The organism is Oceanimonas aquatica, from assembly GCF_030732065.1.
In the GTDB taxonomy this organism is placed as follows: domain Bacteria; phylum Pseudomonadota; class Gammaproteobacteria; order Enterobacterales; family Aeromonadaceae; genus Oceanimonas.
Genome location: NZ_JAVBHX010000002.1, coordinates 245,904 through 269,033 on the forward strand (window position 1 = coordinate 245,904; position 23,130 = coordinate 269,033).

Annotated in this window: 22 protein-coding genes and 8 tRNA genes; 3 read left to right on the forward strand and 27 right to left on the reverse strand. The window is 60.0% G+C overall.

Going from position 1 to position 23,130, the window contains the following annotated elements; all coding sequences use genetic code 11:
* Nucleotides 1-7: 7 nt before the first annotated feature.
* From Q9290_RS04270 to aspS, 21 genes are all read right to left on the reverse strand, one after another.
* Nucleotides 8-83 (reverse strand) — tRNA-Val (locus tag Q9290_RS04270).
* Between the two features lie 6 nt (nucleotides 84-89).
* Nucleotides 90-165, reverse strand: a tRNA-Lys gene (locus Q9290_RS04275).
* A 22-nt stretch (nucleotides 166-187) separates the two neighbouring features.
* Nucleotides 188-263 (reverse strand) — tRNA-Val (locus tag Q9290_RS04280).
* A 31-nt stretch (nucleotides 264-294) separates the two neighbouring features.
* Nucleotides 295-370 (reverse strand) — tRNA-Val (locus tag Q9290_RS04285).
* A 6-nt stretch (nucleotides 371-376) separates the two neighbouring features.
* A tRNA-Lys gene (locus Q9290_RS04290) sits at nucleotides 377-452 on the reverse strand.
* A gap of 22 nt (nucleotides 453-474) precedes the next feature.
* Nucleotides 475-550 (reverse strand) — tRNA-Val (locus Q9290_RS04295).
* Between the two features lie 31 nt (nucleotides 551-581).
* A tRNA-Val gene (locus Q9290_RS04300) sits at nucleotides 582-657 on the reverse strand.
* Nucleotides 658-663: 6 nt separating this feature from the next.
* A tRNA-Lys gene (locus Q9290_RS04305) sits at nucleotides 664-739 on the reverse strand.
* Nucleotides 740-879: 140 nt separating this feature from the next.
* Complete coding sequence (ybgF, locus tag Q9290_RS04310; protein ID WP_306078400.1) at nucleotides 880-1,629, reverse strand: tol-pal system protein YbgF; 750 nt, start codon at nucleotides 1,627-1,629, stop codon at nucleotides 880-882.
* Nucleotides 1,630-1,645: 16 nt separating this feature from the next.
* On the reverse strand, nucleotides 1,646-2,173 hold the full coding sequence (pal, locus tag Q9290_RS04315) for a peptidoglycan-associated lipoprotein Pal (protein ID WP_306078401.1): 528 nt from the start codon (nucleotides 2,171-2,173) through the stop codon (nucleotides 1,646-1,648).
* Nucleotides 2,174-2,198: 25 nt separating this feature from the next.
* Nucleotides 2,199-3,497 carry a Tol-Pal system beta propeller repeat protein TolB gene (tolB, locus tag Q9290_RS04320; RefSeq protein WP_306078584.1) on the reverse strand — a complete coding sequence of 433 codons (1,299 nt, stop codon included), beginning with the start codon at nucleotides 3,495-3,497 and terminating at the stop codon, nucleotides 2,199-2,201.
* A 2-nt stretch (nucleotides 3,498-3,499) separates the two neighbouring features.
* A complete protein-coding gene (tolA, locus tag Q9290_RS04325; protein WP_306078402.1) occupies nucleotides 3,500-4,564 on the reverse strand; it encodes a cell envelope integrity protein TolA in 1,065 nt (354 codons plus the stop codon).
* Nucleotides 4,565-4,567: 3 nt separating this feature from the next.
* On the reverse strand, nucleotides 4,568-4,993 hold the full coding sequence (gene tolR, locus Q9290_RS04330; protein WP_306078403.1) for a protein TolR: 426 nt from the start codon (nucleotides 4,991-4,993) through the stop codon (nucleotides 4,568-4,570).
* A complete protein-coding gene (gene tolQ, locus Q9290_RS04335) occupies nucleotides 4,993-5,673 on the reverse strand; it encodes a protein TolQ (protein ID WP_462806082.1) in 681 nt (226 codons plus the stop codon). The genes tolR and tolQ overlap by 1 nt, the downstream gene beginning before the upstream one ends.
* Complete coding sequence (gene ybgC, locus Q9290_RS04340; protein WP_306078404.1) at nucleotides 5,663-6,073, reverse strand: tol-pal system-associated acyl-CoA thioesterase; 411 nt, start codon at nucleotides 6,071-6,073, stop codon at nucleotides 5,663-5,665. The genes tolQ and ybgC overlap by 11 nt, the downstream gene beginning before the upstream one ends.
* Before the next feature lie 234 nt (nucleotides 6,074-6,307).
* On the reverse strand, nucleotides 6,308-7,315 hold the full coding sequence (gene ruvB / locus Q9290_RS04345) for a Holliday junction branch migration DNA helicase RuvB (protein ID WP_306078405.1): 1,008 nt from the start codon (nucleotides 7,313-7,315) through the stop codon (nucleotides 6,308-6,310).
* A 3-nt stretch (nucleotides 7,316-7,318) separates the two neighbouring features.
* Nucleotides 7,319-7,921, reverse strand: coding sequence for a Holliday junction branch migration protein RuvA (gene ruvA / locus Q9290_RS04350; protein WP_306078406.1), 603 nt, complete (start codon nucleotides 7,919-7,921; stop codon nucleotides 7,319-7,321).
* A gap of 74 nt (nucleotides 7,922-7,995) precedes the next feature.
* Complete coding sequence (gene ruvC, locus Q9290_RS04355) at nucleotides 7,996-8,517, reverse strand: crossover junction endodeoxyribonuclease RuvC (protein ID WP_306078407.1); 522 nt, start codon at nucleotides 8,515-8,517, stop codon at nucleotides 7,996-7,998.
* Between the two features lie 124 nt (nucleotides 8,518-8,641).
* On the reverse strand, nucleotides 8,642-9,382 hold the full coding sequence (locus tag Q9290_RS04360; RefSeq protein WP_306078408.1) for a YebC/PmpR family DNA-binding transcriptional regulator: 741 nt from the start codon (nucleotides 9,380-9,382) through the stop codon (nucleotides 8,642-8,644).
* A gap of 15 nt (nucleotides 9,383-9,397) precedes the next feature.
* Nucleotides 9,398-9,829, reverse strand: coding sequence for a dihydroneopterin triphosphate diphosphatase (nudB, locus tag Q9290_RS04365; protein ID WP_306078409.1), 432 nt, complete (start codon nucleotides 9,827-9,829; stop codon nucleotides 9,398-9,400).
* Between the two features lie 3 nt (nucleotides 9,830-9,832).
* A complete protein-coding gene (gene aspS / locus Q9290_RS04370) occupies nucleotides 9,833-11,596 on the reverse strand; it encodes an aspartate--tRNA ligase (RefSeq protein WP_306078410.1) in 1,764 nt (587 codons plus the stop codon).
* 250 nt (nucleotides 11,597-11,846) lie between these two features.
* On the opposite strand from aspS, the gene Q9290_RS04375 reads away from it, so the two are divergent.
* Nucleotides 11,847-12,689, forward strand: a complete 843-nt coding sequence (locus Q9290_RS04375) for a DUF72 domain-containing protein (protein ID WP_306078411.1) — start codon at nucleotides 11,847-11,849, stop codon at nucleotides 12,687-12,689.
* Nucleotides 12,690-12,852: 163 nt separating this feature from the next.
* Here Q9290_RS04375 and gbdR read toward each other — a convergent pair whose 3' ends face one another.
* Both gbdR and Q9290_RS04385 read right to left on the reverse strand, forming a co-directional pair.
* On the reverse strand, nucleotides 12,853-13,908 hold the full coding sequence (gene gbdR / locus Q9290_RS04380; protein WP_371930892.1) for a choline metabolism transcriptional regulator GbdR: 1,056 nt from the start codon (nucleotides 13,906-13,908) through the stop codon (nucleotides 12,853-12,855).
* 455 nt (nucleotides 13,909-14,363) lie between these two features.
* Nucleotides 14,364-15,962: a BCCT family transporter gene (locus Q9290_RS04385; protein ID WP_371930893.1), complete on the reverse strand. Its 1,599-nt coding sequence runs from the start codon at nucleotides 15,960-15,962 to the stop codon at nucleotides 14,364-14,366.
* 302 nt (nucleotides 15,963-16,264) lie between these two features.
* Between Q9290_RS04385 and Q9290_RS04390 the strand changes: the two genes are divergently transcribed.
* The gene (locus Q9290_RS04390; RefSeq protein WP_306078413.1) at nucleotides 16,265-16,492 is read left to right on the forward strand and encodes a hypothetical protein; all 228 of its coding nucleotides are present in this window, start codon (nucleotides 16,265-16,267) and stop codon (nucleotides 16,490-16,492) included.
* Between the two features lie 434 nt (nucleotides 16,493-16,926).
* Here Q9290_RS04390 and Q9290_RS04395 read toward each other — a convergent pair whose 3' ends face one another.
* The 4 genes from Q9290_RS04395 to Q9290_RS04410 all read right to left on the reverse strand — a co-directional run bounded on the left by Q9290_RS04395 (nucleotide 16,927) and on the right by Q9290_RS04410 (nucleotide 21,593).
* Complete coding sequence (locus Q9290_RS04395; protein WP_306078414.1) at nucleotides 16,927-18,225, reverse strand: TRAP transporter large permease; 1,299 nt, start codon at nucleotides 18,223-18,225, stop codon at nucleotides 16,927-16,929.
* A 1-nt stretch (nucleotide 18,226) separates the two neighbouring features.
* On the reverse strand, nucleotides 18,227-18,757 hold the full coding sequence (locus Q9290_RS04400; protein WP_306078415.1) for a TRAP transporter small permease: 531 nt from the start codon (nucleotides 18,755-18,757) through the stop codon (nucleotides 18,227-18,229).
* A 63-nt stretch (nucleotides 18,758-18,820) separates the two neighbouring features.
* Nucleotides 18,821-19,828, reverse strand: coding sequence for a TRAP transporter substrate-binding protein DctP (dctP, locus tag Q9290_RS04405; RefSeq protein WP_306078416.1), 1,008 nt, complete (start codon nucleotides 19,826-19,828; stop codon nucleotides 18,821-18,823).
* A gap of 487 nt (nucleotides 19,829-20,315) precedes the next feature.
* A complete protein-coding gene (locus tag Q9290_RS04410; protein WP_306078417.1) occupies nucleotides 20,316-21,593 on the reverse strand; it encodes an aromatic ring-hydroxylating oxygenase subunit alpha in 1,278 nt (425 codons plus the stop codon).
* A gap of 289 nt (nucleotides 21,594-21,882) precedes the next feature.
* Between Q9290_RS04410 and Q9290_RS04415 the strand changes: the two genes are divergently transcribed.
* Nucleotides 21,883-22,989, forward strand: a complete 1,107-nt coding sequence (locus tag Q9290_RS04415; RefSeq protein WP_306078418.1) for an FAD-binding oxidoreductase — start codon at nucleotides 21,883-21,885, stop codon at nucleotides 22,987-22,989.
* The last annotated feature ends 141 nt before the right edge of the window (nucleotides 22,990-23,130 follow it).

Consider the following 23,130-nt stretch of genomic DNA (forward strand, 5'->3'; position numbering starts at 1 on the left):
CGAAAACTGGTGGACGCTACTGGGATCGAACCAGTGACCCCCTCCTTGTAAGGGAGGTGCTCTCCCGGCTGAGCTAAGCGTCCGGAATCTGGTGGGTCGTGCAGGATTCGAACCTGCGACCAATTGATTAAAAGTCAACTGCTCTACCAACTGAGCTAACGACCCGAATTGTAATCCACTTCAAAAGTGGTGGGTGATACTGGGCTCGAACCAGTGACCCCCTCCTTGTAAGGGAGGTGCTCTCCCAGCTGAGCTAATCACCCTGGGCTGTACTTTTAGCAAAAGCACGAAAACTGGTGGACGCTACTGGGATCGAACCAGTGACCCCCTCCTTGTAAGGGAGGTGCTCTCCCGGCTGAGCTAAGCGTCCGGAATCTGGTGGGTCGTGCAGGATTCGAACCTGCGACCAATTGATTAAAAGTCAACTGCTCTACCAACTGAGCTAACGACCCGAATTGTAATCCACTTCAAAAGTGGTGGGTGATACTGGGCTCGAACCAGTGACCCCCTCCTTGTAAGGGAGGTGCTCTCCCAGCTGAGCTAATCACCCTGGGCTGCACTTTTAGCAAAAGTGCGAAAACTGGTGGACGCTACTGGGATCGAACCAGTGACCCCCTCCTTGTAAGGGAGGTGCTCTCCCGGCTGAGCTAAGCGTCCGGATTCTGGTGGGTCGTGCAGGATTCGAACCTGCGACCAATTGATTAAAAGTCAACTGCTCTACCAACTGAGCTAACGACCCGGCTTGGTGGGTGACTGCTGCCCCCTGCCAACGGCGGCCTATAATACGGATTTAATTGTGTGACGCAACAGCTAAATTGTCATTTTATTTTGTTTGCTCAAGGATCAAGCGACTCTCACAAAATTCCGCCAATCCGCCGTTTATTTCATCGCATCCAGGTTTTCCCGAGCCAGCCGGGCGGCACCGCTGCCCCCGTATTCGCTCAGTACCTGCTCAAAATGCTGCCGGGCCTGACCATTATCCTGTTGCTCCCGGGCAATCAGCCCCAGCTTCAGCAGCGAATCGGCACGCTTGTTGGACTTGGGATAGGCTTCCACCACCCGGGCAAACTGCGCCTTGGACTGGTCAAAGCGTTTCTGGGCATAGAGCAGCTGTCCCAGCCAGTAGTGGGCATTGGGCACATAGGTGGACTGGGGATACTGGGTAATAAAGCGGGCAAAGGCCGGAATGGCGGCGTTGTAGTCTTTCTCCTGGAGCACCAGATTCACCGCCCGGTCGTAGGTGGCCTGCTCGTCGCCGGCAGGCTCGGCGGCAGCCGGACGGGCCGGCTCGGGCTCACTGCGACCGGCCGCTGTCTCCGCTGCCTTTGCCGGCGCCGGGGCCGCTTCCTGCTGGGCGGACAGTATCGAGCGCTGACGCTCTATCACCTGCTCCAGCCGGTAGCTCTGCTCTTCCAGCAAGCCGCGCAATTCACTCAGCTCCTGCTGCATGGCATTAAGCTGGCGTTGTTGATCGATCTGCGCCTGGCTGCGGGCGCTGAAGCCCCGCTCCAGCTCGGCCAGGCGCTCGTTGACGGAGCCGCTGCCACCCACGCTGACCACCGGGGCCTGAGCCCAGCTGGCGGTGGATAAAACAGCGGCCATCGAAATGGCCGCGAATTTAATCATCATGTAACCGAATCAGTCCTTAGTAAACCAGTACCGCGCGGCGGTTCTTGGCAAAACCGGCTTCGCTGCGTGAGGTATCAATCGGCTTTTCTTCACCGTAGCTGACGATGGCCAGCTGAGCACCGCTTACACCCAGGCTCTGCAGGTAGCTGGTCACGGCCTTGGCACGACGCTCGCCCAGGGCGATGTTGTACTCGGGGGTACCGCGCTCATCGGCGTGGCCTTCCACCAGAATGCTGACATTGGGGTTGGAACGCAGGAAGCTGGCATGGGCTTCCAGCACCTGGGCATAGTGGCCGGTCACTTCGTCCTGGTCGAACTCGAAGTAAATCACGTTTTCACGACGCAGGGCTTCGTATTGCTGACGCATCTGCTCTTCGGCGGACAGGGCGCCTCCGGTCTGAACACCACCAGTCTGAACGCCACCGTCCTGGTAGCTGCCGTCGGTTCCGGTCATGGCATCGGAATCGCTGGTCGAGCTACATGCAGCCAGGGTCAACATGGGAAGTGCTACCGCCAGACTCTGAAGCAGTTTTTTCATTTGCATGATTTTTCCTTAGAAAAAGCAATTTCTAGTTTAGAAACGGTGACCACGCCGGTGAGCGGACATCGCCGCTGCGCGCCGGCAGTCTGGCCTTGAATCGACCATCCATCGATACCAATGACAGCACCTGACGGCCCTGATAGGTGGTACTGTAGATGATCATGGTGCCGTTGGGCGCCGGGCTCGGGGACTCATCCAGCCGTGTTTCAGTCAACACCTGCAGATAGCCGCCGTCCAGCTCCTGTCGGGCAATCCGGTATTGCCCCTGGGAACGGCTGACCAGCACCATGTTCTGACCGTCTGCCGTGACCCGGGGGCCCAGATTCATGTCTCCCTCAAAGGTCACGCGGCGGGCATTGCCGCTGCCCGGCTCGGTTTGGTAGACCTGTGGCCGCCCGCCCCGCTCGGAGACAAAATAAATACTTTTTCCGTCCGCCGACCAGGTCGGCTCGGTATCGATTGTGCGGTTATTGGTCACCCGGGTCAACTGGCGGCTGGCCAGATTGAGTACGTATACTTCGGGCTGACCGTCCCGGGACAACACCAGTGCCAGCCGGCTGCCGTCGGGCGACCAGGCGGGTGCGCCATTGATGCCCGGCTGGGAGCTCACCACCTGGCGCTGCTGGCTGTAAATGTCCTGTACCACTATCTCGGCCTTCTTGTTTTCAAAGGACACATAAGCCAGCTTGCGGCCATCCGGCGACCAGGACGGCGACATCAACGGCTCCCGGGAGCGCAGCAGCACCTGCTCGTTAAAACCGTCGTAGTCGGCGATCATCAGCTGATACGGATACTGGGTGCCATGCTGCACAGTCACGTAGGCGATGCGGGTAAGAAAGGCGCCCTTGATGCCAGTGAGCTTTTCAAACACGATATCGGCAATGCGGTGAGCATACTGGCGCAACTGGGCCGCGGGCACGGTGGCACTGCGGCTTTCAAGCAGTTTGGGACCGTTGCCGCCGAGCACGTCGGCCAGCTCAAAGCTGATGCGGTACTGGTTGTTGCCCGCCGGGGCAATGCTGCCCACCACCACGGCTTCCGCCTGACGGGAACGCCACAGCATGGGGTCGAGCTGGTCGGCCCGGGAGACACGCTGGGGCAGGTTGTTGCGCTCCAGCGGGCGGAACATGCCGCTGTTGCGCAGGTCATTGCCGATCACTTCCGACAGTTCCTGAGGCGCAGCACCACCGCCGGTCCATTCAAAGGGCACCACCGCCACCGGCCGGGCACTGTCTATGCCGCCGGTGATCACGATATCCAGCGCCGCCTGGGCCCGTCCTGCCAGCATCAGCAGTGGCAGCCATAACCACAACCATCGTTTTGTCATCATCAAAGCCTCGGTATCAGGGTTAAATTCAGATTTTGCAGCTGTTTGTTCACGGCCGGATCCTTGGGCATGGGCAGGGTACCGGTCTTGCGAATGGCAAGCGTTGCCGAGCGGCAGACCTCTGCATCGCCCTGCCCCTGCCCTATGGTCAGAATAAGACCATCGGACGCCACCCGCACATTAATACGGCACTGCTTGCCCACCATGGTCGGCGCCACCAGCCAGTTGCGCTGAATGGCCGCAATGATCATGCCGGTGTAACGATCCACTTCCGCCGCCGAGGCGGCCGACGAAGAGCCCCCCGCCGAGCCGCCCATCAGCGCCTCCAGATCCTTCAGCGCCTGCTCGGCTTCCGCCTTTTTCTTTGCTTCTGCCGCCTTGCGGGCTGCTTCGGCCTCGGCTTTCTTTTTGGCCTCGGCGGCCTTGCGTTGCTGCTCGGCTTCGGCTTTTTTCTTCGCTTCCGCAGCCTTGCGCGCCGCTTCGGCTTCCGCCTGTTTCTTCGCTTCGGCCGCCTTGCGGGCCGCTTCGGCCTCCGCCTGTTTCTTGGCTTCCGCCGCCTTGCGTGCCGCTTCGGCCTCCGCCTGTTTCCTGGCTTCCGCCGCCTTGCGGGCCGCTTCGGCTTCCGCCTGTTTCTTCGCTTCGGCTGCCTTGCGGGCTTCTTCGGCCTTGCGTTGCTGCTCCAGTATCTGCTGGCGTTCCGCTTCGGCTTTGGCCTTTTGCTCGGCAACGGCTTTCTGCTGCTCCGCCTGGCGGGCCGCCTCGTCCGCTGCCGCTTTTTCTGCGGCCTTGCGCTCGGCTTCTTCGGCGGCCTTTTGTTCGGCATCGGCTTTCGCCTGGGCGGCGGCCTGCTCGGCATCCCGCTGGGCCTGCATCTCGGCCAGGCGCTCGGCCTGGGCCGCCACCATGCCGTCGTCTATCATGGTGGCTTCAATAATGGAGGCCGCCTGGGTGGGTCGCTTGGGGGTAGTGAAATTCACCCCCACCAGGAACAACACGCCAATCAGCAGGTGCAGCCCCAGGGAGATCACCAGCGCCTTGCGAATACTGCCGTCTTCGTTTCTGAACACGCCTTACTGCTCCGGTTGGGTCATCAGGCCCACACTGGGCACCCCGGCCGCCTTGAGCGTGGCCATTAACTGAATAACCGCGTCATAGCGCACATTGGCATCCCCCTGCACCACCACGGGCGCCTTGGGATTGGAGGCCAGCTTCTGCTGTACCATCTCGGCCAGGGCCAGCAGATCCACCGCCTCGTCCCGGCTTTCGCCCACGTCCAGGAAATAGCGGCCTTCGGCATCCACCGAGGCCACCAGGGGCGTCTCGCTGTCTTCCGGCAGCAGCTCGGCTTCTGCCTGGGGCAGATCCACCTTGACCCCCTGGGTAATCACCGGCGCCGTGGCCATAAAGATGATCAGCAGCACCAGCATGACGTCGATATAAGGCACCACGTTGATTTCGGCCACGCGTTTGCGCCGCTTGCGCTGATAGCTCTGCATTACTGGTTACCCGTGGTCACTTGCCGGTTGAGAATGGTGGAAAACTCGTCCATGAAGTTGGCCAGGTGGTTTTCCAGCCGCTCAACCTGATAGCTGAAACGGTTATAGGCAATTACCGCCGGAATGGCGGCAAACAGACCCATGGCGGTGGCGATCAGCGCCTCGGCGATGCCCGGCGCCACCATGGCCAGGGTCGCCTGCTTGATTTCCGACAGGGCGATAAAGGCGTTCATGATGCCCCAGACGGTACCGAACAGACCGATATAGGGACTGATGGAGCCGATGGTGGCCAGCACCGACAGGTTGGTTTCCAGCCGGTCGACTTCCCGGGACAGGGCTACGCGCATGGTGCGGTAGGTGCCTTCGAGCATGGTTTCCTGGGGCCGGCCCTGCTTTTGCAGGCGCACAAATTCGCGAAAGCCGGCATGAAAAATCTGCTCCATGCCCGCCAGGCTGTCGCGGCGGGCGTTGGACTCGTGGTAGAGGCGGCTGAGATCGGCGCCGGACCAGAACTTGTCTTCAAACTTTTCGGCGTCGGCCCGAGCGGAGGTGAGCACCCGGCGGCGGTTGATGATCAGCGCCCAGCTCAGCACCGACATGCCCACCAGCCCCAGCATCACCAGTTTGACCAGCAGACTGGCCTGCAGAAAAAGACCTATAAACGAGATTTCAGCGTGCACCCGACAATACTCCCATCAGTGGCTCAGGAATGGCAAAAGGCTTCATTCTGGCGATGTCGACACAGGCGATAACCACCTCGCCCCTCACCAGACAAAGGCCCGCATCATCCAGAATTTCCTGCTCAAACACAATAGAGGCACGTTTGAGCATTTTCACCGTGACGGTGACCGTTAATGCATCATTGAAGCGGGCCGCCCGACGCAGGTCCATCTCGACCCGGCGCACCACAAAGGCGATGCCGTCATTGAGCAGGCCATCCTGCTCAATGCCCAGATGCCGCAGCCACTCGGTGCGGGCCCGCTCCATGAATTTCAGATAGTTGGCGTTATAGACGATACCGCCGGCATCGGTATCTTCGTAGTAGATACGCACCGGCCAGTGAAACGGCGTTTGTGACATGCAAATCCCGGGAATCCGGCCAAAAGGATGGAATTACTATACCCAAGTCGACGCCGTGAAAGAAGAAGGCCGCGTCAGAGCACGACATTGGCTGACCCGGACAGGGCTGTGAGGGAAGAGGTGGAGCGCAGGTCTTGTCCCTGAAGAGGGGCTGCCAGCCTGCATCAGCGCCGCCAGGCGCTCAAGACATTGCCGCTGCGCGGCAAATTGCGGACAGGCTGCCCGCGCTCCAGGTCAAGCCTCGGGGAGATCAAAACCGAAGTGCAGGTAGGCACGCGGAGTGGCCATGCGACCGCGGGGAGTGCGCTGCAAAAAGCCCTGCTGAATAAGGTAGGGCTCGATCACATCCTCGATGGTTTCCTTTTCTTCGCCGATGGCCGCCGCCAGGTTGTCGAGGCCCACCGGGCCGCCCATGAACTTGTCGAGCACCGCCATCAGCAGCTTGCGGTCCATGTAGTCAAAGCCCTGCTTGTCGACGTCCAGCATGTCCAGGGCCTGCGCCGCAATGGCGGCGTCGATGGCACCACTGCCCTTGACCTCGGCAAAGTCACGCACCCGTCGCAACAGCCGGTTGGCAATACGCGGTGTGCCCCGGGCCCGGCGGGCCATTTCCAGGGCGCCGTCGTCATCGATGTCCAGACCCAGCTTGCCGGCACTGCGGCTGATGATATGGGCCAGATCCCCAACCTGATAGAACTCCAGCCGCTGCACGATACCAAAGCGATCCCGCAATGGTGAGGTCAGCGAGCCGGCCCTGGTGGTGGCCCCCACCAGGGTAAAGGGCGGCAATTCCAGCTTGATGGAACGAGCGGCAGGGCCTTCACCGATCATGATATCGAGCTGATAATCTTCCATCGCCGGGTAGAGAATTTCTTCCACCACCGGACTCAGGCGGTGAATTTCATCGATAAAGAGCACATCGCCCGGCTCCAGATTAGTGAGCATGGCCGCCAGATCGCCGGCCTTTTCCAGCACCGGCCCCGAGGTAGTCTTGATGCTCACGCCCATTTCATTGGCAACAATGTTGGCCAGGGTGGTTTTGCCCAGCCCCGGCGGCCCGAAGATCAGCAAGTGATCCAGGGCTTCTTCCCGCCGCCGCGCCGCCTCGATAAAAATTTCCATCTGGCCGCGCACATGATCCTGGCCGCGGTAATCCGCCAGCGCTCGCGGGCGAATGGCCCGGTCGATGGCTTCTTCTTCCTGCCGGGGGGCCGGGTTAATAAAACGATCCGCTTCTATCATGGCTTATCCCATGCTTTTGAGGGCTTCGCGGATCAGCTGCTCCGCGTCCATGCCGGGCTTGGCGATTTTCTTCATCAGTTGCTCGGCCTGACCGGCCTTGTAACCCAGCGCCTGCAGTGCGGCCAGGGCCTCGTCTTTGGCACCCTCTCCTCCCGCCGCCATGGCTGACTCGGGAGCCGGATTAAACAGATCGTAGCCGCCAAAGCCCTTGAGCCGGTCACGCATTTCCACCACCAGCCGCTCGGCGGTTTTCTTGCCCACGCCCGGCAGCTTGACCAGGGCGGTGATTTCGCCCTGCTCGACATTATGAATAAACTGATCGGCGGTCATGCCCGAGAGAATGGCCAGCGCCAGCTTGGGGCCCACACCGTTGGTCTTGATCAGTTCCCGAAACAACGCCCGCTCGGTTTTGGTGTTAAAGCCAAACAGCAGCTGGGCGTCTTCCCGCACTACAAAGTGGGTCAATACGGTGGCCGCCTGGCCCACATTGGGCAGCTCGTAAAAGCAACTCATGGGCAGGGTGACTTCATAGCCGACGCCATTCACATCCAGCAGGATCTCCGGGGGCTGCTTTTCAACGATAATACCTTTTAACCGACCAATCACTGAGGCTCTCCGCTAACCCGAACAAAACTGGGCCAAGAATAATAAATAACTGGATAAATATCCATGTACTTGCGTCAGCGCATGCGCCCGCGCACGGTGCCGCGCACCTGACCGGCCATGCTGATCAGGCTCTGACGGGTATGGCCGTGACACAGGGCCACCGCCAGGGCGTCGGCGGCGTCGGCCTGGGGGGTGCCCGGCAGACTCAGCAGTTTTACCACCATGTGCTGAACCTGACTTTTGTCGGCTCCCCCCTGCCCCACCACCGCCTGTTTGATCTGACGGGCGGAGTACTCCGCCACTTCCAGCCCGGCATTGGCGGCGGCCACAATGGCCGCGCCCCGGGCCTGACCAAGCTTCAGCGCCGAGTCGGGATTGCGGGCCATAAACACCTGTTCAATGGCGAACAGGTCCGGGCGAAACTGCAGCACGATTTCGCTGACCCCGTCGTAAATTTTCTTGAGCCGAGGCGCCAGTGCATCATCGGTCATGCGAATGCAGCCGGAGCCCAGGTACTCCATTTTATTGCCGGTCTGGCGCACCACCCCATAACCGGTGATGCGCGAGCCGGGATCGATACCGAGAATAATGGACATAAAGAATTAATGGTCACCCCCGCGACGGCGGGGGTCCAGGGAAAAGAGGCACGGCCCTTCAGGCAAGGCATCGCCTGCAGAGCCGCACTGGATCTCCGCCTGCGCGGAGATGACAAACCGTTGTTTAAAGCTGTTCCGCCAGTTCGTCGGAGATGTCACCGTTATGGTAAACCTCCTGAACGTCGTCCAGATCTTCCAGCATGTCGACGAGGCGCAGCAGCTTGGGCGCGGTGTCTTCATCCAGTTCCGACTTGGTTGACGGAATCATGGTCACTTCGGCGTTAACGGCCTCGAGGCCGCTTTCATCCAGGGCGTCCTTCACCGTACCGAACTCGTCCCACTGGGTGTACACGTCGATGGAGTCGTCCTCGTTGACCACCACATCGTCGGCCCCGGCTTCCAGCGCCGCGTCCATCACGGTTTCCTCGTCCGCCTCGGCGTAGGTGATCACGCCCTTTTTCTCGAACAGGTAAGCCACCGAGCCATCGGTGCCCAGGTTGCCGCCGCTCTTGGAAAAGGCATGGCGCACTTCCGACACGGTGCGGTTGCGGTTATCGGTCATGCATTCCACCATGACGGCGGTGCCGCCCGGACCATAGCCCTCGTAGACGATGGTTTCCAGCTGCTGGCCGTCGAGCTCGCCGGCGCCGCGCTTCACTGCCCGCTCGACGGTGTCCCGGGTCATGTTGTTGGACAGCGCCTTGTCGATGGCGGCACGCAGCCGGGGATTGGAAGCCGCATCGGATCCGCCTTCACGGGCCGCCGTGGTCAGTTCACGGATCAGCTTGGTGAAGATCTTGCCGCGCTTGGCGTCCTGAGCCGCCTTGCGGTGCTTGATGTTGGCCCATTTACTGTGACCTGCCATAACGTCAGTCTCCTTTTACTCTGTGTTTATCAGCCTGCCGATGGCATCCCGGTTGGTCCAGGAGCCGGCCCTGGCACGCGCCTCCTCAAAGGGCAGCCAGCACTGATCCAGGTGCTCGGTAAGCCGCACGGTTTGCGGCTCGGGCAGGCATAAACGAAATTCGTATTCCCAGTTGTGGGTGACCCCCGGCCGGTAGCGGTGCCGCCAGTGAGGGTAAATTTCAAAACGCACCCGGTGCCCGGTTTCCACCAGTTGCAGGCCGTTGCCCACCACCAAACCGGTTTCTTCCTCCAGTTCGCGGGCGGCGGCCTGCATGCGATTCTCCCCGGCTTCCAGGCTGCCGGTGACCGACTGCCAGAAATCCGGGTTGTCCTTGCGCTGCAGCAGCAGTACGCGATCCTCGGTATGAATGAGGATCAGTACCGACTCCGGGTGCTTGTGGGCCATGGCTTACTCCGCCTTGGGCTGCTCGGTGCGAATGGCCAGCTCGGTCAACGCGTCCGGGTTGGCCAGGCTGGGGGCATCGGTCAGCAAACAGGACGCGGTGGTGGTTTTCGGGAAGGCAATCACGTCCCGAATGTTGTCGGTGCCGGTCAGCAGCATCACCAGGCGGTCCAGACCAAAGGCCAGACCGGCATGGGGCGGAGTACCGTACTTGAGGGCGTCGAGCAGGAAGCCGAATTTCTCCTGCTGATCCTCGGCGTTGATGCCGAGCAGACGGAACACGGTCTGCTGCATGGCGTTGTCGTGAATACGCACCGAGCCACCGCCCACTTCGTAACCGTTGATCACCATGTCATAGGCGTTGGCCAGCGCCGCCAGCGGGTTGGCTTCCAGCTCGTCGACCGACACGTCCTTGGCGGCGGTAAAGGGATGGTGCATGGCGTAGAGACGATCGTCCTCTTCCTCGAACATGGGGAAGTCCACCACCCACAGCGGCTTCCAGCTGTTCTCGACCAGCTCCAGATCCTTGCCCAGTTTCAGGCGCAGGGCACCCATGGCGTCGGCCACCACCTTGGCACTGTCGGCGCCAAAGAAGATGGCGTCGCCGTCGGTGGCGCCGGTGCGGCTGATGAGCTCGGTCACAATGGATTCGTTCAGGAACTTGGCCACCGGCGACTGAATACCTTCAAGCCCCTTGGACGCTTCGTTGACCTTGAGCCAGGCCAGGCCCTTGGCGCCGTAAATGCCCACGAACTTGCCGTATTCATCGATCTGCTTGCGGGAAAGCTTAGCGCCACCGGGCACGCGCAGGGCAGCCACGCGGCCCTTGGGGTCATTGGCCGGGCCGGCAAACACCTGAAAGTCCACGTCCTTCACCAGATCGGCGACGTCGGTCAGTTCCATGGCAATACGCAGATCCGGCTTGTCGGAGCCGTAGCGGCGCATGGCTTCTTCGTGGGTCATGATCGGGAAGGTGCCCAGATCCACGCCGGCCACGTCCTGCCACAGTTCACGCACCAGCTGCTCCATCACCTCACGCACCTGCTCGGCACTCATAAAGGAGGTTTCCACATCGATCTGGGTGAACTCGGGCTGGCGGTCGGCACGCAGATCCTCGTCGCGGAAGCACTTGACGATCTGGTAGTAACGGTCGAAACCGCTCATCATCAGCAGCTGTTTAAACAGCTGAGGCGACTGGGGCAGCGCGTAGAAATAGCCCTTGTGCACCCGGCTCGGCACCAGGTAGTCACGGGCGCCTTCCGGGGTGGCCTTGGTGAGCATGGGGGTTTCGATATCCAGAAAGCCGTGCTCGTCCATAAAGCGGCGCACCCGGCTGGTGACCTGGGCACGGGTTTTCAGGAACCGCGCCTGCTCGGGGCGGCGCAAGTCCAGATAGCGGTACTTGAGGCGCTGCTCTTCGGAGTTGTTCTGATTGAAGTCCAGCGGCAGCGGCGCCGCCTTGTTGATGATGGTGAGCTCGTGGGCAAAGATTTCCACCTCGCCGGTGGCCATGTCCTTGTTCACCTGAGACTCGGGCCGCGCACGCACCTGACCGGTGATCTGCACGCAAAACTCGGCACGCAGCTCGGACGCCTTGTCGTAGGCCTCGGCCTTGTCGGGATCGAAAAACACCTGCACGATGCCTTCGCGATCGCGCATATCGATAAAGATGAGACCGCCCAGATCACGACGACGATGAACCCAGCCACTGAGGGTTACGCTCTGGCCAACCAGGGAGGCGTCTACCTGCCCGCAATAATGAGTGCGCATGGAGTCTTCCTATGATGTGCTTTGGCTGCGGCACCCGGCCGCAGGCTTGAATTTGTCTGTAAACAGCGCGCTAGTATAATCGGAAACCCGAACAGGGATCCAACCGCTTAACAACAGCTGGAAGCTTGAAGCGGAAAGCTGAAAGCAGACCTGAATGGCCGGCAGGCATGGTGCCGTGTCTGCAACCCGACCGGGCGGGTGGCAGCATCCGGCTAATCACTTCCAGCTTGTATTTCGATGAAGGAGAAACATGCCGTTATATCTGGGTCTGAGTCAGTGGTCTCATGCCGGCTGGCCGGGCAGCCTGCTCGGCCGGGGGCTTAAAAGCACCGAGCATTTGTCCGACTATGCAAAGGTGTTCAATACCGTGGAAGGCAATACCAGCTTCTACGGCGTGCCCGACGCCCACAGCCTGACGCGCTGGGAGGCCATGACAGGCCCGGACTTTCGCTTTACCTTCAAGTTTCCGTCCGCCGTCAGCCATCAGGGCCGCCTCGCCGACAATATCGCCCCGGCTCTGGCATTTATCGAGCAGTTAACCCCCCTGCATCACAAGCTGGGCATGCTGATGCTGCAACTGCCCGCCGCCTGCGGCCCCGAGCAGCTCAACGGCCTGGCGCATTTGCTGAACGCCCTGCCGAATAATTTTGAAATAGGCGTGGAAGTGCGCCATCCGGCGTTTTTTGCCAAGGGCGAAGCGGAGCGCCGGCTCAACCGGCTGCTGCTGGAGCACAACGCCAACCGTATTATCATGGACTCAAGGCCGGTATTTGCGGTGCCTCCTGCCACGCCGGCGCTGGCCGATGCCCAGCAAAAGAAACCCAAAGTGCCGGTGCATATCATCAGCACCGGGAACGCGCCTGTGGTGCGCTTTATCGGCAACCCGGATCTGGCCGCCAACACGCCCTTCTGGCAACCCTGGCTGCCCCGCCTGCAAGGCTGGCTTAATGAGGGCAAGTCGGTGTATCTGTTTGTGCATACCGCCGACAACGTGGAAGCGCCCATCCTGGCAGCTACAATCGCCGAAGCACTGGGTGCGTCCCTGCCCGCCTTTCCCGGTCAGGCACCCGAGCCGCAGGGCAGTTTGTTTTAGAAGCCACACATTGCTGACTGTTACATCGTATTATTCTGTCGTCACATCGGCGAAGTCGGGGTCCAGTGCGGGTCTGCAGACACGTAATATTGGCAAGTTCAGTGCACCATGCCCTGAATGCCCGTTTTCATTGGGCATGACAGGGCCAGGGGCAATACCACCATCAGAGCGTTACCGAGGCGAAGGTAGGTTCGCTGCGGGAGGTGTCGAGGCGGGCATTGAGGGCCAGGTCAGGCATGGCCGGCATGGCTTCTTCCGTGGCTTTGGGCACGGGGCGGCCACAGCGATCGTCCCGGGGCGGCACGCCAAAACATTCCCGATAGCACTTGCTGAAATGGGGCATGGACACAAAACCGCAGGCGGTGGCGATGTCGATGATCGCCATTGAAGTCTGGCGCAGCAGCTGCCGGGCCCGCTTCAGGCGCAGGTTAAGGTAATAGCGCGACGGCGAGCATTTCACATGGCGCTGGAACAGCCGCTCCACCTGGCGACGTGACAGCCCCACGTAATGAGACAGTTCGTCCAGAGTAATGGGCTCTTCCAGATTGGCTTCCATCAGTGCCACTACTTCCGCCAGCTTGGGCTGGGCCGGCCCCACCAGATGGCGCAGCAACACTTTCTGCTCTTCCTGACCATCGCGAATGCGCTCACACAGGAACATGTCGCAAATGGCGGTGCTGAGCGCGCTGGAGTGCTCCTTTTCAATCAGGTGCATCATCATGTCGATGGGGGCCGTGCCGCCACTGCAGGTCAGCCGGTCACGGTCGATGCAATAGAGGGCATTACTGGTATCAAGGCGGGGAAAGGCTTCCTTGAAGGCGGCCATGTATTCCCAGTGAATGGTACAGCGGTAGCCATCGAGCACACCTGCATCGGCCAGCAGAAAACTGCCGGTACACACCGCACCCAGCTTGACCTTGCGATGGGCCAGTTGCTGCAGCCAGGTACGCAGATGACGGCTGCGGGCATTGGACACCCCTACCCCACCGCACAGCAGCATCATATCGAGATGGCCACAGTCGTGGGTGGCGTGATCCGGTGTCACCAGCACACCATCACTGGCCCGCACCGGCTGGCCGGTTTCGGTCAGCATGACCCACTCGTACAGATTTTTTCCCGACAGCTGGTTGGCCATGCGCAGCGGCTCAATGGCCGAGGCCAGGGAGATCATGGTGAAATTCTCCACCAACAGAAAACCAACACGTTGCGGCTGACTCATTGCTACTCCTCCTGTCCTTGCCGAGCTACAAGGCGTAAGCCTTGTGTTATCGCTGGCCATCCAGCGCCACCGAAAGGGTGCATTTACATTATTGATGCAAACATTTAAAAAATATATAACACCAGAGCGACATGCAACATCACTAAAAGCGGTTTTTTTCATGCCTCGAAAGCAAACTGTGAGCAAGCTCAGAAAGTGTACGCTTTACAGGTTAACAACCGGTCTTGTGAGTCAGAAAAAGTCACCGTGTCACACTCGCTTACGGTCAGATACGGCAACTTTCGTGCCAGCACTCAAGGGGAAGATAAGCAATGAAAAATCGCCCGTTACGGGCGATTTTGTTAGCTAAAAGACGGGGGATACCGAGAAAAGGAGTCAAATAACAACATTGTTATCATTCAGAACTCCCTGTCTTGGGGCAGAGTCGCGGTGCCCTGCCCCGAAATGAGGCGGTGTCAGGGCGCAGGCGGCAGCTTCACCGGCACCGTCACGGCCTCTTCAAAAGGCATTTCCTGATGCAGGGCCCGGAACAGGCCCCACATCATCACCATGATCACCGCCGAGAACGGGAACGCGGCAATAATGGCGGCGGTCTGCAGTGCCTTGAGCCCGCCCGCCAGCATCAGAATGGCCGCCACGGCGGCCACCGCCATGCCCCACAATACCCGCTGGCTGCGGGGCGGATGTTCATCCCCCAGCGACAGTATGGTGGTCACCACCAGAGTGCCGGAGTCGGCCGAAGTGATGAAATACAGCGCCACCAGCACGGTGGCCAGCACCGAGGCCAGATACCCCATGGTACCGCCGTCCAGCAGGGTCAGGGTGGCATACAGTGCCGTGGTCACGTTTTCGCTTACCGCCGCCACAATGCCGGCCTGGCCAATGGCGGCGCTCGCCTCGCCCGCCGCATTGGTGAGGGAATGGGTCAGTTCCAGATAAAGGGCCGAGCCGCCAAACAGGGTCAGCCACAGCATGCCAAGCAGCGTCGGCACCAACAGCACGCCACAGATAAATTCACGAATGGTGCGACCCTTCGAGATACGCGCAATAAACATGCCGACAAAGGGCGACCAGGACATCCACCAGCCCCAGTAAAACACGGTCCACCAGGACTGCCACTGGCCGTCTTTGCTGGCATCGGTCCAGGTACTGAGGGGTATCACATGAGCCAGGTAATCACCCACCCCCTGCACATAACTTTGCAGCAGGTAGCGCGTGGGGCCATACACCAGCAAAAACAGCAGGATCGCCACGGTCAGCCAGATATTGATCTCCGACAGCCACTTCACGCCCCGGCCAATGCCGGACAGTACCGAAGCGGTAGCGATGGCCGAAATCACCAGGATCAGCAACAGCTGGTTACCGGTGCTGACTTCCACCCCGAACAGATGATTCAGGCCGGTGTTGATCTGGCTGACGCCCAGACCCAGCGAGGTGGCCACGCCAAATACGGTACCAAACACCGCCAGGGTGTCGACGGCATGACCCATCCAGCCGTAAATGCGTTTACCGATAAGCGGGTACAGCGCCGAACGAATGGTCAGGGGCAACTTCAGCCGGTAGGAAAAATACGCCAGTGACAGGCCCACCACCACGTAAATGGCCCAGGGGTGCAGGCCCCAGTGAAAGAAGGTAATGCGCATGGCCATTTCAGCCGCCTCAGGGGTCATTCCCTCGGCGATGAAAGGGTTGCTCTGAAAGTGATAAATGGGCTCGGCAATGGACCAGAACACCAGGCCAATGCCCATGCCGGCGCTGAACAGCATGGCAAACCAGGAAAACAGGCCATATTCCGGCCGATCGTCGTCGCTGCCCAGGCGCATCCTGCCAAACCGGCTGCAGGCCAGCACCACGCAGAACACCAGCATCAGCGCCACAATGGCGATGTAATACCATTTGAAGTGAGACAATATGCCGCCCGACACACTGTCGAACAAACTGGCAGCGGCGTCCGGATACAGGGCGCCGCCCAACACAAACAAGGTAACGATCATCATGGAGCTGATCGTTGCCGCCGGACTCATTCCTTTTAACACTCCATCTTTGCCAACCATAGCAAGAGATCTCCGTCGGATTAATGGTGGGTCAGCCGCCACCCGGGCCTCCTCGTCCCCATGGCCCCGGTCGCGACTGCGGGTTGATAACATGGCGCCGGTCAGGCGCTCGTCGGTGAAGTACCGGCCCTTATAAAAACAGCTAACGGCTGCTTAAAACTTCTTCAATGCGACACTGTATTAACCAGTTCCGCCTCGAGCGTCATATTCTGTTTCCATTGCGACAGCATGTCGCAAATGGCCTTGTCGCCCGTGGCGGCCGGGATTAGCCTGAGCTTTTTCACCCTGAGAGGACCCACGCCATGATGATCACCGAACTGATTGATCAACAGGATTTTCTGGCCCGGCTAAAGGCCTGGGGCCTGACCCCTCCGGAACGGCTGGCCGACTGTTCACCACTGCTGACCGACGCGCTGGCCGGCCCCGACGGCGACGTCTGGCGGGAACGGCTGGAGGCCCTGCTGGCCCAGCGGGCGCTGCTGCACCCGGAAGTGCTGGCGTTGGTGGAGGAGAGTTTGAAGCAGGAGTGACCCAGTGTTCGTCATGCCCGTGTAAACGGGCATCCAGACATGGTGCACACTTGCCGGCAACAACGCCTGATCTGCAGACAGGCTCGGGCCTGCAACATCACCGCACACAGCAGCATCCTCAGTCGTCGGCCCTGGACTCCCGTCTTCACGGGAGTGACGAGCCACAACGCGGGAGTACGCTATCGCTCGTCATTTACGCAACCTAACCTTGGTCATCTCCGCGAAGGCGGAGATCCAGTGCATGGTGCACGCTTCCAGACAACAACGCCTGATCTGAAGACATGAGAGGGCCCGGCCTTTACCGCGTTAAAACAACATCCTCCCTCGTCTGCCCTGGACTCCCGCCATCGCGGAAGTGACGAAGTAAAGCCCGGGAGTGACAAAACAAAAAGGGGAGCCATCGGCTCCCCTTCCCACTTATTCCATTTACGCCATCACACAAACCCGAGCCAGCGGGGCAGAAACAGCGACAGCTCGGGCACAAAGGTGGTGACCAGCATCACCGGCAGGCCGACAAAGGCCATCAGTGCCAGGGCGGGTTTCACCGTTTTGTGTATCGACACCTTGCCGATGCGGCAGGCCATGTAGAGGATGGGGGCCACCGGCGGGCTGTTGGCCCCGATCACCACTGAGCAGGCGACAATGGAGGCAAAGTGCACCGGGTGAATGCCAGTGTCCACCATCAGCGGCAGGAACAGCGGCGCCACCACCACAGTGACCGATACGTCATCCATGATCATGCCGGCGAAAATCAGGAACAGGTTAACCGCAATCAGGATCAGCAGCGGATTCTGAATAAAGGTGCTGACCAGCTCGGTCAGATCCTGGGGAATACGCTCCGAGGCCAGAATACGGCCAATCATGAAGCTGAACAGCAGGATCAAAATCACGGTGCCGGTGGTTTCTGCCGCCGCCACCACGCTTCGAGCAAAACTTTTCAGGTTCATGTCGCGGTAGATGAAAAACCCGATCAGCATGGCCGAAAAGGCCGCCACCGCCGCCGCCTCGGTGGGCGTGAACACGCCGCCGTAAATGCCGCCGAGGATGATCACCGGCAACGACAGCGCCGGAAAGGCCTTGAGCGTGGCTTTACCCTTGCTCGGCAGTTTTTCCATTCCGTTGCCGGCGGCACTGCTCACCTCGTTGAAAAAGCGGCCCACGCCAAACCGGTTGGCGAGGATCAACCCCACTATCAGCAAAATGGCCGGCCCCACCGAGGCGGCAAAACAGGCGGCCACCGACTGCCGGGTGACCACGGCAAACAAAATCATGGTGATCGACGGCGGAATAAGAATGCCCAGCAATGACGAAATGCCCAGCAAGGCCGAGGAATAACTGCGCGGATAGCCACGCTGCTCCAGGGGTCCGATCATGATGGTACCGATAGAGGCCACGGCGGCGGTGGCGGTGCCGGCAATGGCACCGAAAATGCCCGAGGCCATGACCATGGAGGCACCCATGCCGCCTTTGCGCTTGCCGATCATTACCTCAATAAAGTCCACCAGCCGTTTGGCAATGCCGCCGCTTTGCATCATGTATCCGGTAAGCACAAACAGCGGCAGGGCAATCAGGATCACCGAGTCGACCGAGCGATAGCCCTGCAGCATCAGGGTATTCAGGTTGGCGTCGTACACATACACCATGTATGCCAGCACGCCGGCAAAGGACCAGGCCACCGGCACACCGATGATCATCAACAGCATCAACAGGCCTACGGCCATGAAACCTTCCATCTCAGTGTTCCTCTTTCAGCTGGCGAGAGCCGGAGCCCGCGCCGCACAGGCCGGCAACGGCCTTCAGCAAATCACGCAGCGAATAACAGCTGCATCCCACGGCCGCCAGCATGATGGACGCCTGGGGTAACCACAGCGGAATGCCCATGCCCGGGGTTGACTGAGGTCTACGCAGCCCCCAGGCCAGCATGCGGTAAGCCAGCACCACAAAGAACAGGCAGATCACAAAAGTGATCAGGGAGATCAACGTTCTGTGCAGAAACCGAATGCGATCATCGGTGATCTGCAACTCCACGAAGTCCACCACCAGGTGCTCGTTGCGGCGGCTGGCGATCAGCGCCCCCAGCATGTACAGCCACATGCCAAACAGCATGATCAGCTCCAGCAAGCCCACCACCGACCAGCCAAACACGTAACGCGCCAGCACCAGAAACAACATCAGTCCGACCACCAGCAGGCTGGCGGTGAAGGCGGCCGCTTCCAGCAACCAGCCCACCCGCCGGTCCAGTCCGGAAAAGAATCTGCTGCTCATTGATTACACCCTCTGAACGGACCGGCCCGATAACAGGCCGGTCGTGTTAAAACAATCCGCCGGTTACAGCTTGGTAGCGTTGGCACGAATGGTGTTCATGATGTCGGCGCCGATTTCCTTGTCCATCAGCGGCCAGACCTGCTCGCGGGCGGCGCGGGCAAATTCGCGCAGTTGCTCGTTGCTGGGCTCGAAGTACTTCATGCCGGCTTCCTGGGCCTTCTTGATGTAGAACTCGTCCTGCTCCTTGGCGGCCTTGAACTGCTCGTTCATGATTTCCACTGCCGCTTCCTGCACCACCTTCTGCTGGTCTTCGCTCATGCTGTCCCACACATCCAGGTTCATGGAGAGCACACCGGTCATGAAGAAGTGCTTGGTCTGCACGTAGTAGTCGAGCGAGTCACGGAAATACTCGTAATCCCAGTAGATGACGTTGCCGGCCTCACCGTCGACCACGCCGGTCTGCAGTGCGGTGTACACTTCTCCCCAGTCAATGGCGGCGGTCTGGTAGCCAAGCGCCTGCATGGTTTGGGGAGCCGGGAACACGGTCATGGTGCGCACCTTGAGGCCTTCGGCATCCTTGATATTGAGGGCGTACTTGTCGCGGGAACCCACGCCGTTAAAGCCTTCCGGCCAGGGGCCGAAGAACTTCAGGCCAATATCCTGATACACACCGCCGAGCAGGTTGTTGACCCAGCCGCCCGGGCTGTAGGCGTCCAGCGCTTCCTTCCACGACAGCGTCATGTAGGGGGTGTAAATCACGCCAATGCGCTTGTCGTAGGAGGTCATGGGCCAGTTCAGCATCACGTCCACATCACCGGCCACATGCAGGTCGAACACTTCCTGCTGACCGCCCAGCTCATTCTGATAGAAAACCTTGGTCTCGATGTCGCCACCGGATTTCTGCTCGATAAGCTCCCCCCATTTTTTCAGGGCTTCACCGGCCGGTGACCCCTGAGTGCCGGAGTCGGTGGCCAGCTTCAGGGTCAATGCCTGGGCGCTGGTGCTGACCAGGCAAGCGGCAGTGATGGCAGACGCCAGCAGGGTTTTGAAGTTGAGTCCGCGAGTTTTCATGTGATTACCTTCCTGATGTGATGCCGTATGAACGGTGTGCAATTTCCTTTTGCAGAACCCGGGCGGGTGGCGTGCAACACTGGCGGTTGCTGCGCCCTCGCCTCGGCTGCAGGGCGATATCCATACTACGTTTGTGTGATTACGCCATTGTCCCGATAGCGACGGGCCTTGCGCCAAATGCGGCGCGAGTCACGCCCCGTCAGCCTTGGGCTCCCGTCCCCGTCTGCACGGGGATGACGTGCCAGCGCGGGGGCGACACACTGTTCGTCATGCCCGTGCAGACGGGCATCCAGAGCATGCTGCACGGCATTAACTTTGGTGCGGGTCTGAAGAAATGACTGGGTTTGCAGTATCACCGCACCCGGCGGTCCTTCAGCCGTCTGTCCTGGGCCCCCGCCTCCGCGGGGGCGACGAGGGAACACAGGGGTGACGAAATGAAAGGCACGGGGGTAACAAAGCAAGGGGGAGTAGTAACGAAACAGCCAGCTTACTCCGGCAACTCAACCGACAGTGTCGGGCCTTCGGCGTTCGCCACCAGGGTGTCGGCATACCAGTTAACGAAGTTCACCACACCAAACTCGTAGGTGGGTGAATAGGGGCCCGGCTCATAGGCCACGGAGTTAATGCCGCGCTGGTTTTCCTCGGCCAGGGCCCGGTCCTGGGCGTTGGTGGCATCCCATACCCGGCGCAGTTTTTCCACGTCGTAGTCGACGCCTTCCACCGCGTCCTTGTGCACCACCCACTTGGTGACCACCTTGGTCTGCTGGGGGCCGACCGGAATCACCTGAAAGGTGATCAGATGGTCGCCCTGACCGTGGTTCCAGGAGTTGGGCAGGTGCAGAATACGCAGGGAGCCCAGATCCCGGTTCTGCACCCGGCCCAGATTTTTCTTGCACGCGGCGCTGCCGTCTATGGTCATGGCCACCTTGCCCTCGGCCAGGGGCATGCGCACCATGCGGTTGCGCAGGCCGAACGACACATGCTCATGGGGAATGCCTTCGGCGTCCCACTCCGCCGCCTTGCGCGCCACATGGGCCTTGAAGGCGTCGGTGGCGCGGGGGTCGTTGGTGTCGTCCCATTCCAGCAGGGTGTTAAGCAGCTCGGGGTGCGAGCCGGCGCAGTGATAACACTCGCGGTTGTTCTCGATCACCAGCTTCCAGTTGGCCTCTTCCAGAATCTCGGACTGCACCGCCACCTTGGCGTTTTCCAGATCGTAAGGTTCCAGGTAACGGCCGAGTTCGGCAAGGAAGTCGTCAATTTCGGGCGGGTTGTCGGCCAGGCTGACAAAAATGTAACCGCCGGCGGTTTTGGTGTGCACCTTTTTCAACGGAAAGTCGGCCTTGTTGAACTGGTCGCCCATGTCGTTGCCGGCATAAATCAGCTCGCCGTCCAGCTCGTAGGTCCACTGGTGATAGGGGCACACCATTTTGGCCACCTTGCCCTGCCTGGGCAGACAGATGCGCGAGCCGCGGTGCCGGCACACGTTGTGAAACGCCTGCACCTCCATCTGCTTGTTGCGCACTATGGTAATGGGATTGTTGCCCACTTCCAGGGTAATAAAGTTGCCGGGCTGGGGAATTTCACAGGTCAGCCCCACGTACAGCCATTCCTTGCAGAAGATTTGCTCCATGTCGGCGGCAAACACCTCGGGGCTGTTGTAACAGGCCTGAGGAAGGGAATAGCCGGGCCGGCGCTGGCGCAACAGCTGAACTGTGTCTGCCAGGCTGTTGACGGCTCCGATAACGGTGGTGTTGGTCTGCTCCATCTGTCTTGCTTCCTTTCTGTTGATGAGTGCCTGAGGTATCCCGGCGACAGCCGCCAGGGCCACGGTTGACCTTATTGTTGCCAAGGTTATGTAAACCGGATTGCCTGAAAGCGACGCTCGCCGCGCTTGTTTCCGACCTGCCCCGCCAGCACGGCTTTCGGCCGGCCTGTAAACGGGGTGAACGGATATGTCGGTGTCGTTTTCAGGCAATTCCATCCGGCCGTTCTCATCAAAAATGAAGCCATCAAGGAAAACAGGTCATTCACTTTACGCGCATCGGAGAACGGCGATGAATCAGGACTTTCTATCCCCCATCAATACCCAGACCTGGAGCAATGGCCGCCATCCGGTGCGCTGTGTGCGCGTGATCCAGGAAACCTGGGACGTACGCACCTTTTGCTTTACCGCGGAAAGCCCCTTGCTGTTTTTCTTCAAGCCCGGGCAGTTCGTAACCCTGGAGCTGGAAATTGACGAACAGACGGTGATGCGCAGTTACACCATCGCCTCCTCTCCTTCCGTGCCCTACAGCTTTTCCATTACTGTGAAACGGGTGCCCGGCGGCGTGGTGTCGAACTGGCTGCACGATAACCTGAAGGAAGGCGACGCCCTGGCGGCGCACGGCCCGGTGGGCAACTTCAACTGCATTGACTATCCCAACGAAAAAGTACTGCTGCTCTCCGGCGGCGTGGGCATTACCCCGGTGATGTCGATGCTGCGCTGGTGGTTTGATACCAACGCCGAGGTGGACATTCAGTTTGTGCACAGCGCCCGCACCCCCAAGGATCTGGTGTTTTACCGTGAGCTGCAGCACATGGACTCACGGCTGCCCAATATTCAGATGAGCCTGATCTGCGAACGCACCGACATTGGCGAAACCTGGAGCGGCTACCGGGGCTTTTTGAACAGCGCCATGCTGGCTCAGATTTCCCCCGACTTTATGGATCGGGAAGTGTTCTGCTGTGGCCCGGCGCCCTACATGAAGGCGATTCGCGACCTGCTGCAGCGAGCCGGCTTCGACATGGACCACTATCACGAAGAAAGCTTCGGTGCCACGCCGGTGGAAGTGATTGAGGATGTTGAGCAGCTGGCCCAGGAAGCCTCGGATCTGGCGGACGAGCTGGAGCACAGCGAAGACCGGCTGAACATTTCATTTCTGGAAAGCGATCTGCAGGCCAGCATTCTGCCCGGCGAAACCCTGCACAGCGCCGCCGCCCAGGTGGGCCTGCACATCCCCAAGGCCTGCGGCATGGGCATTTGCGGCACCTGCAAGGTGAAGGTCGCCAGGGGCAAGGTCAACATGGATCACAACGGCGGCATTACCGACGAAGACATTGCCGACGGCTATGTGCTGAGCTGCTGCAGCGTGCCCGAGGAAGATGTGGACATCGCGTTTTAACTGTTTGGTACGGCTGGTCAGCCTGTTAGCAAGAACTCACAGGTAAGCCCGTTTTCGCCTGAGCCGGCATTCGGCTCAGGCTTTTTTGTTTTTACTGTTATTTACACGCTTGTTCCCCAACTCTGTCACTCCCGTGAAGAC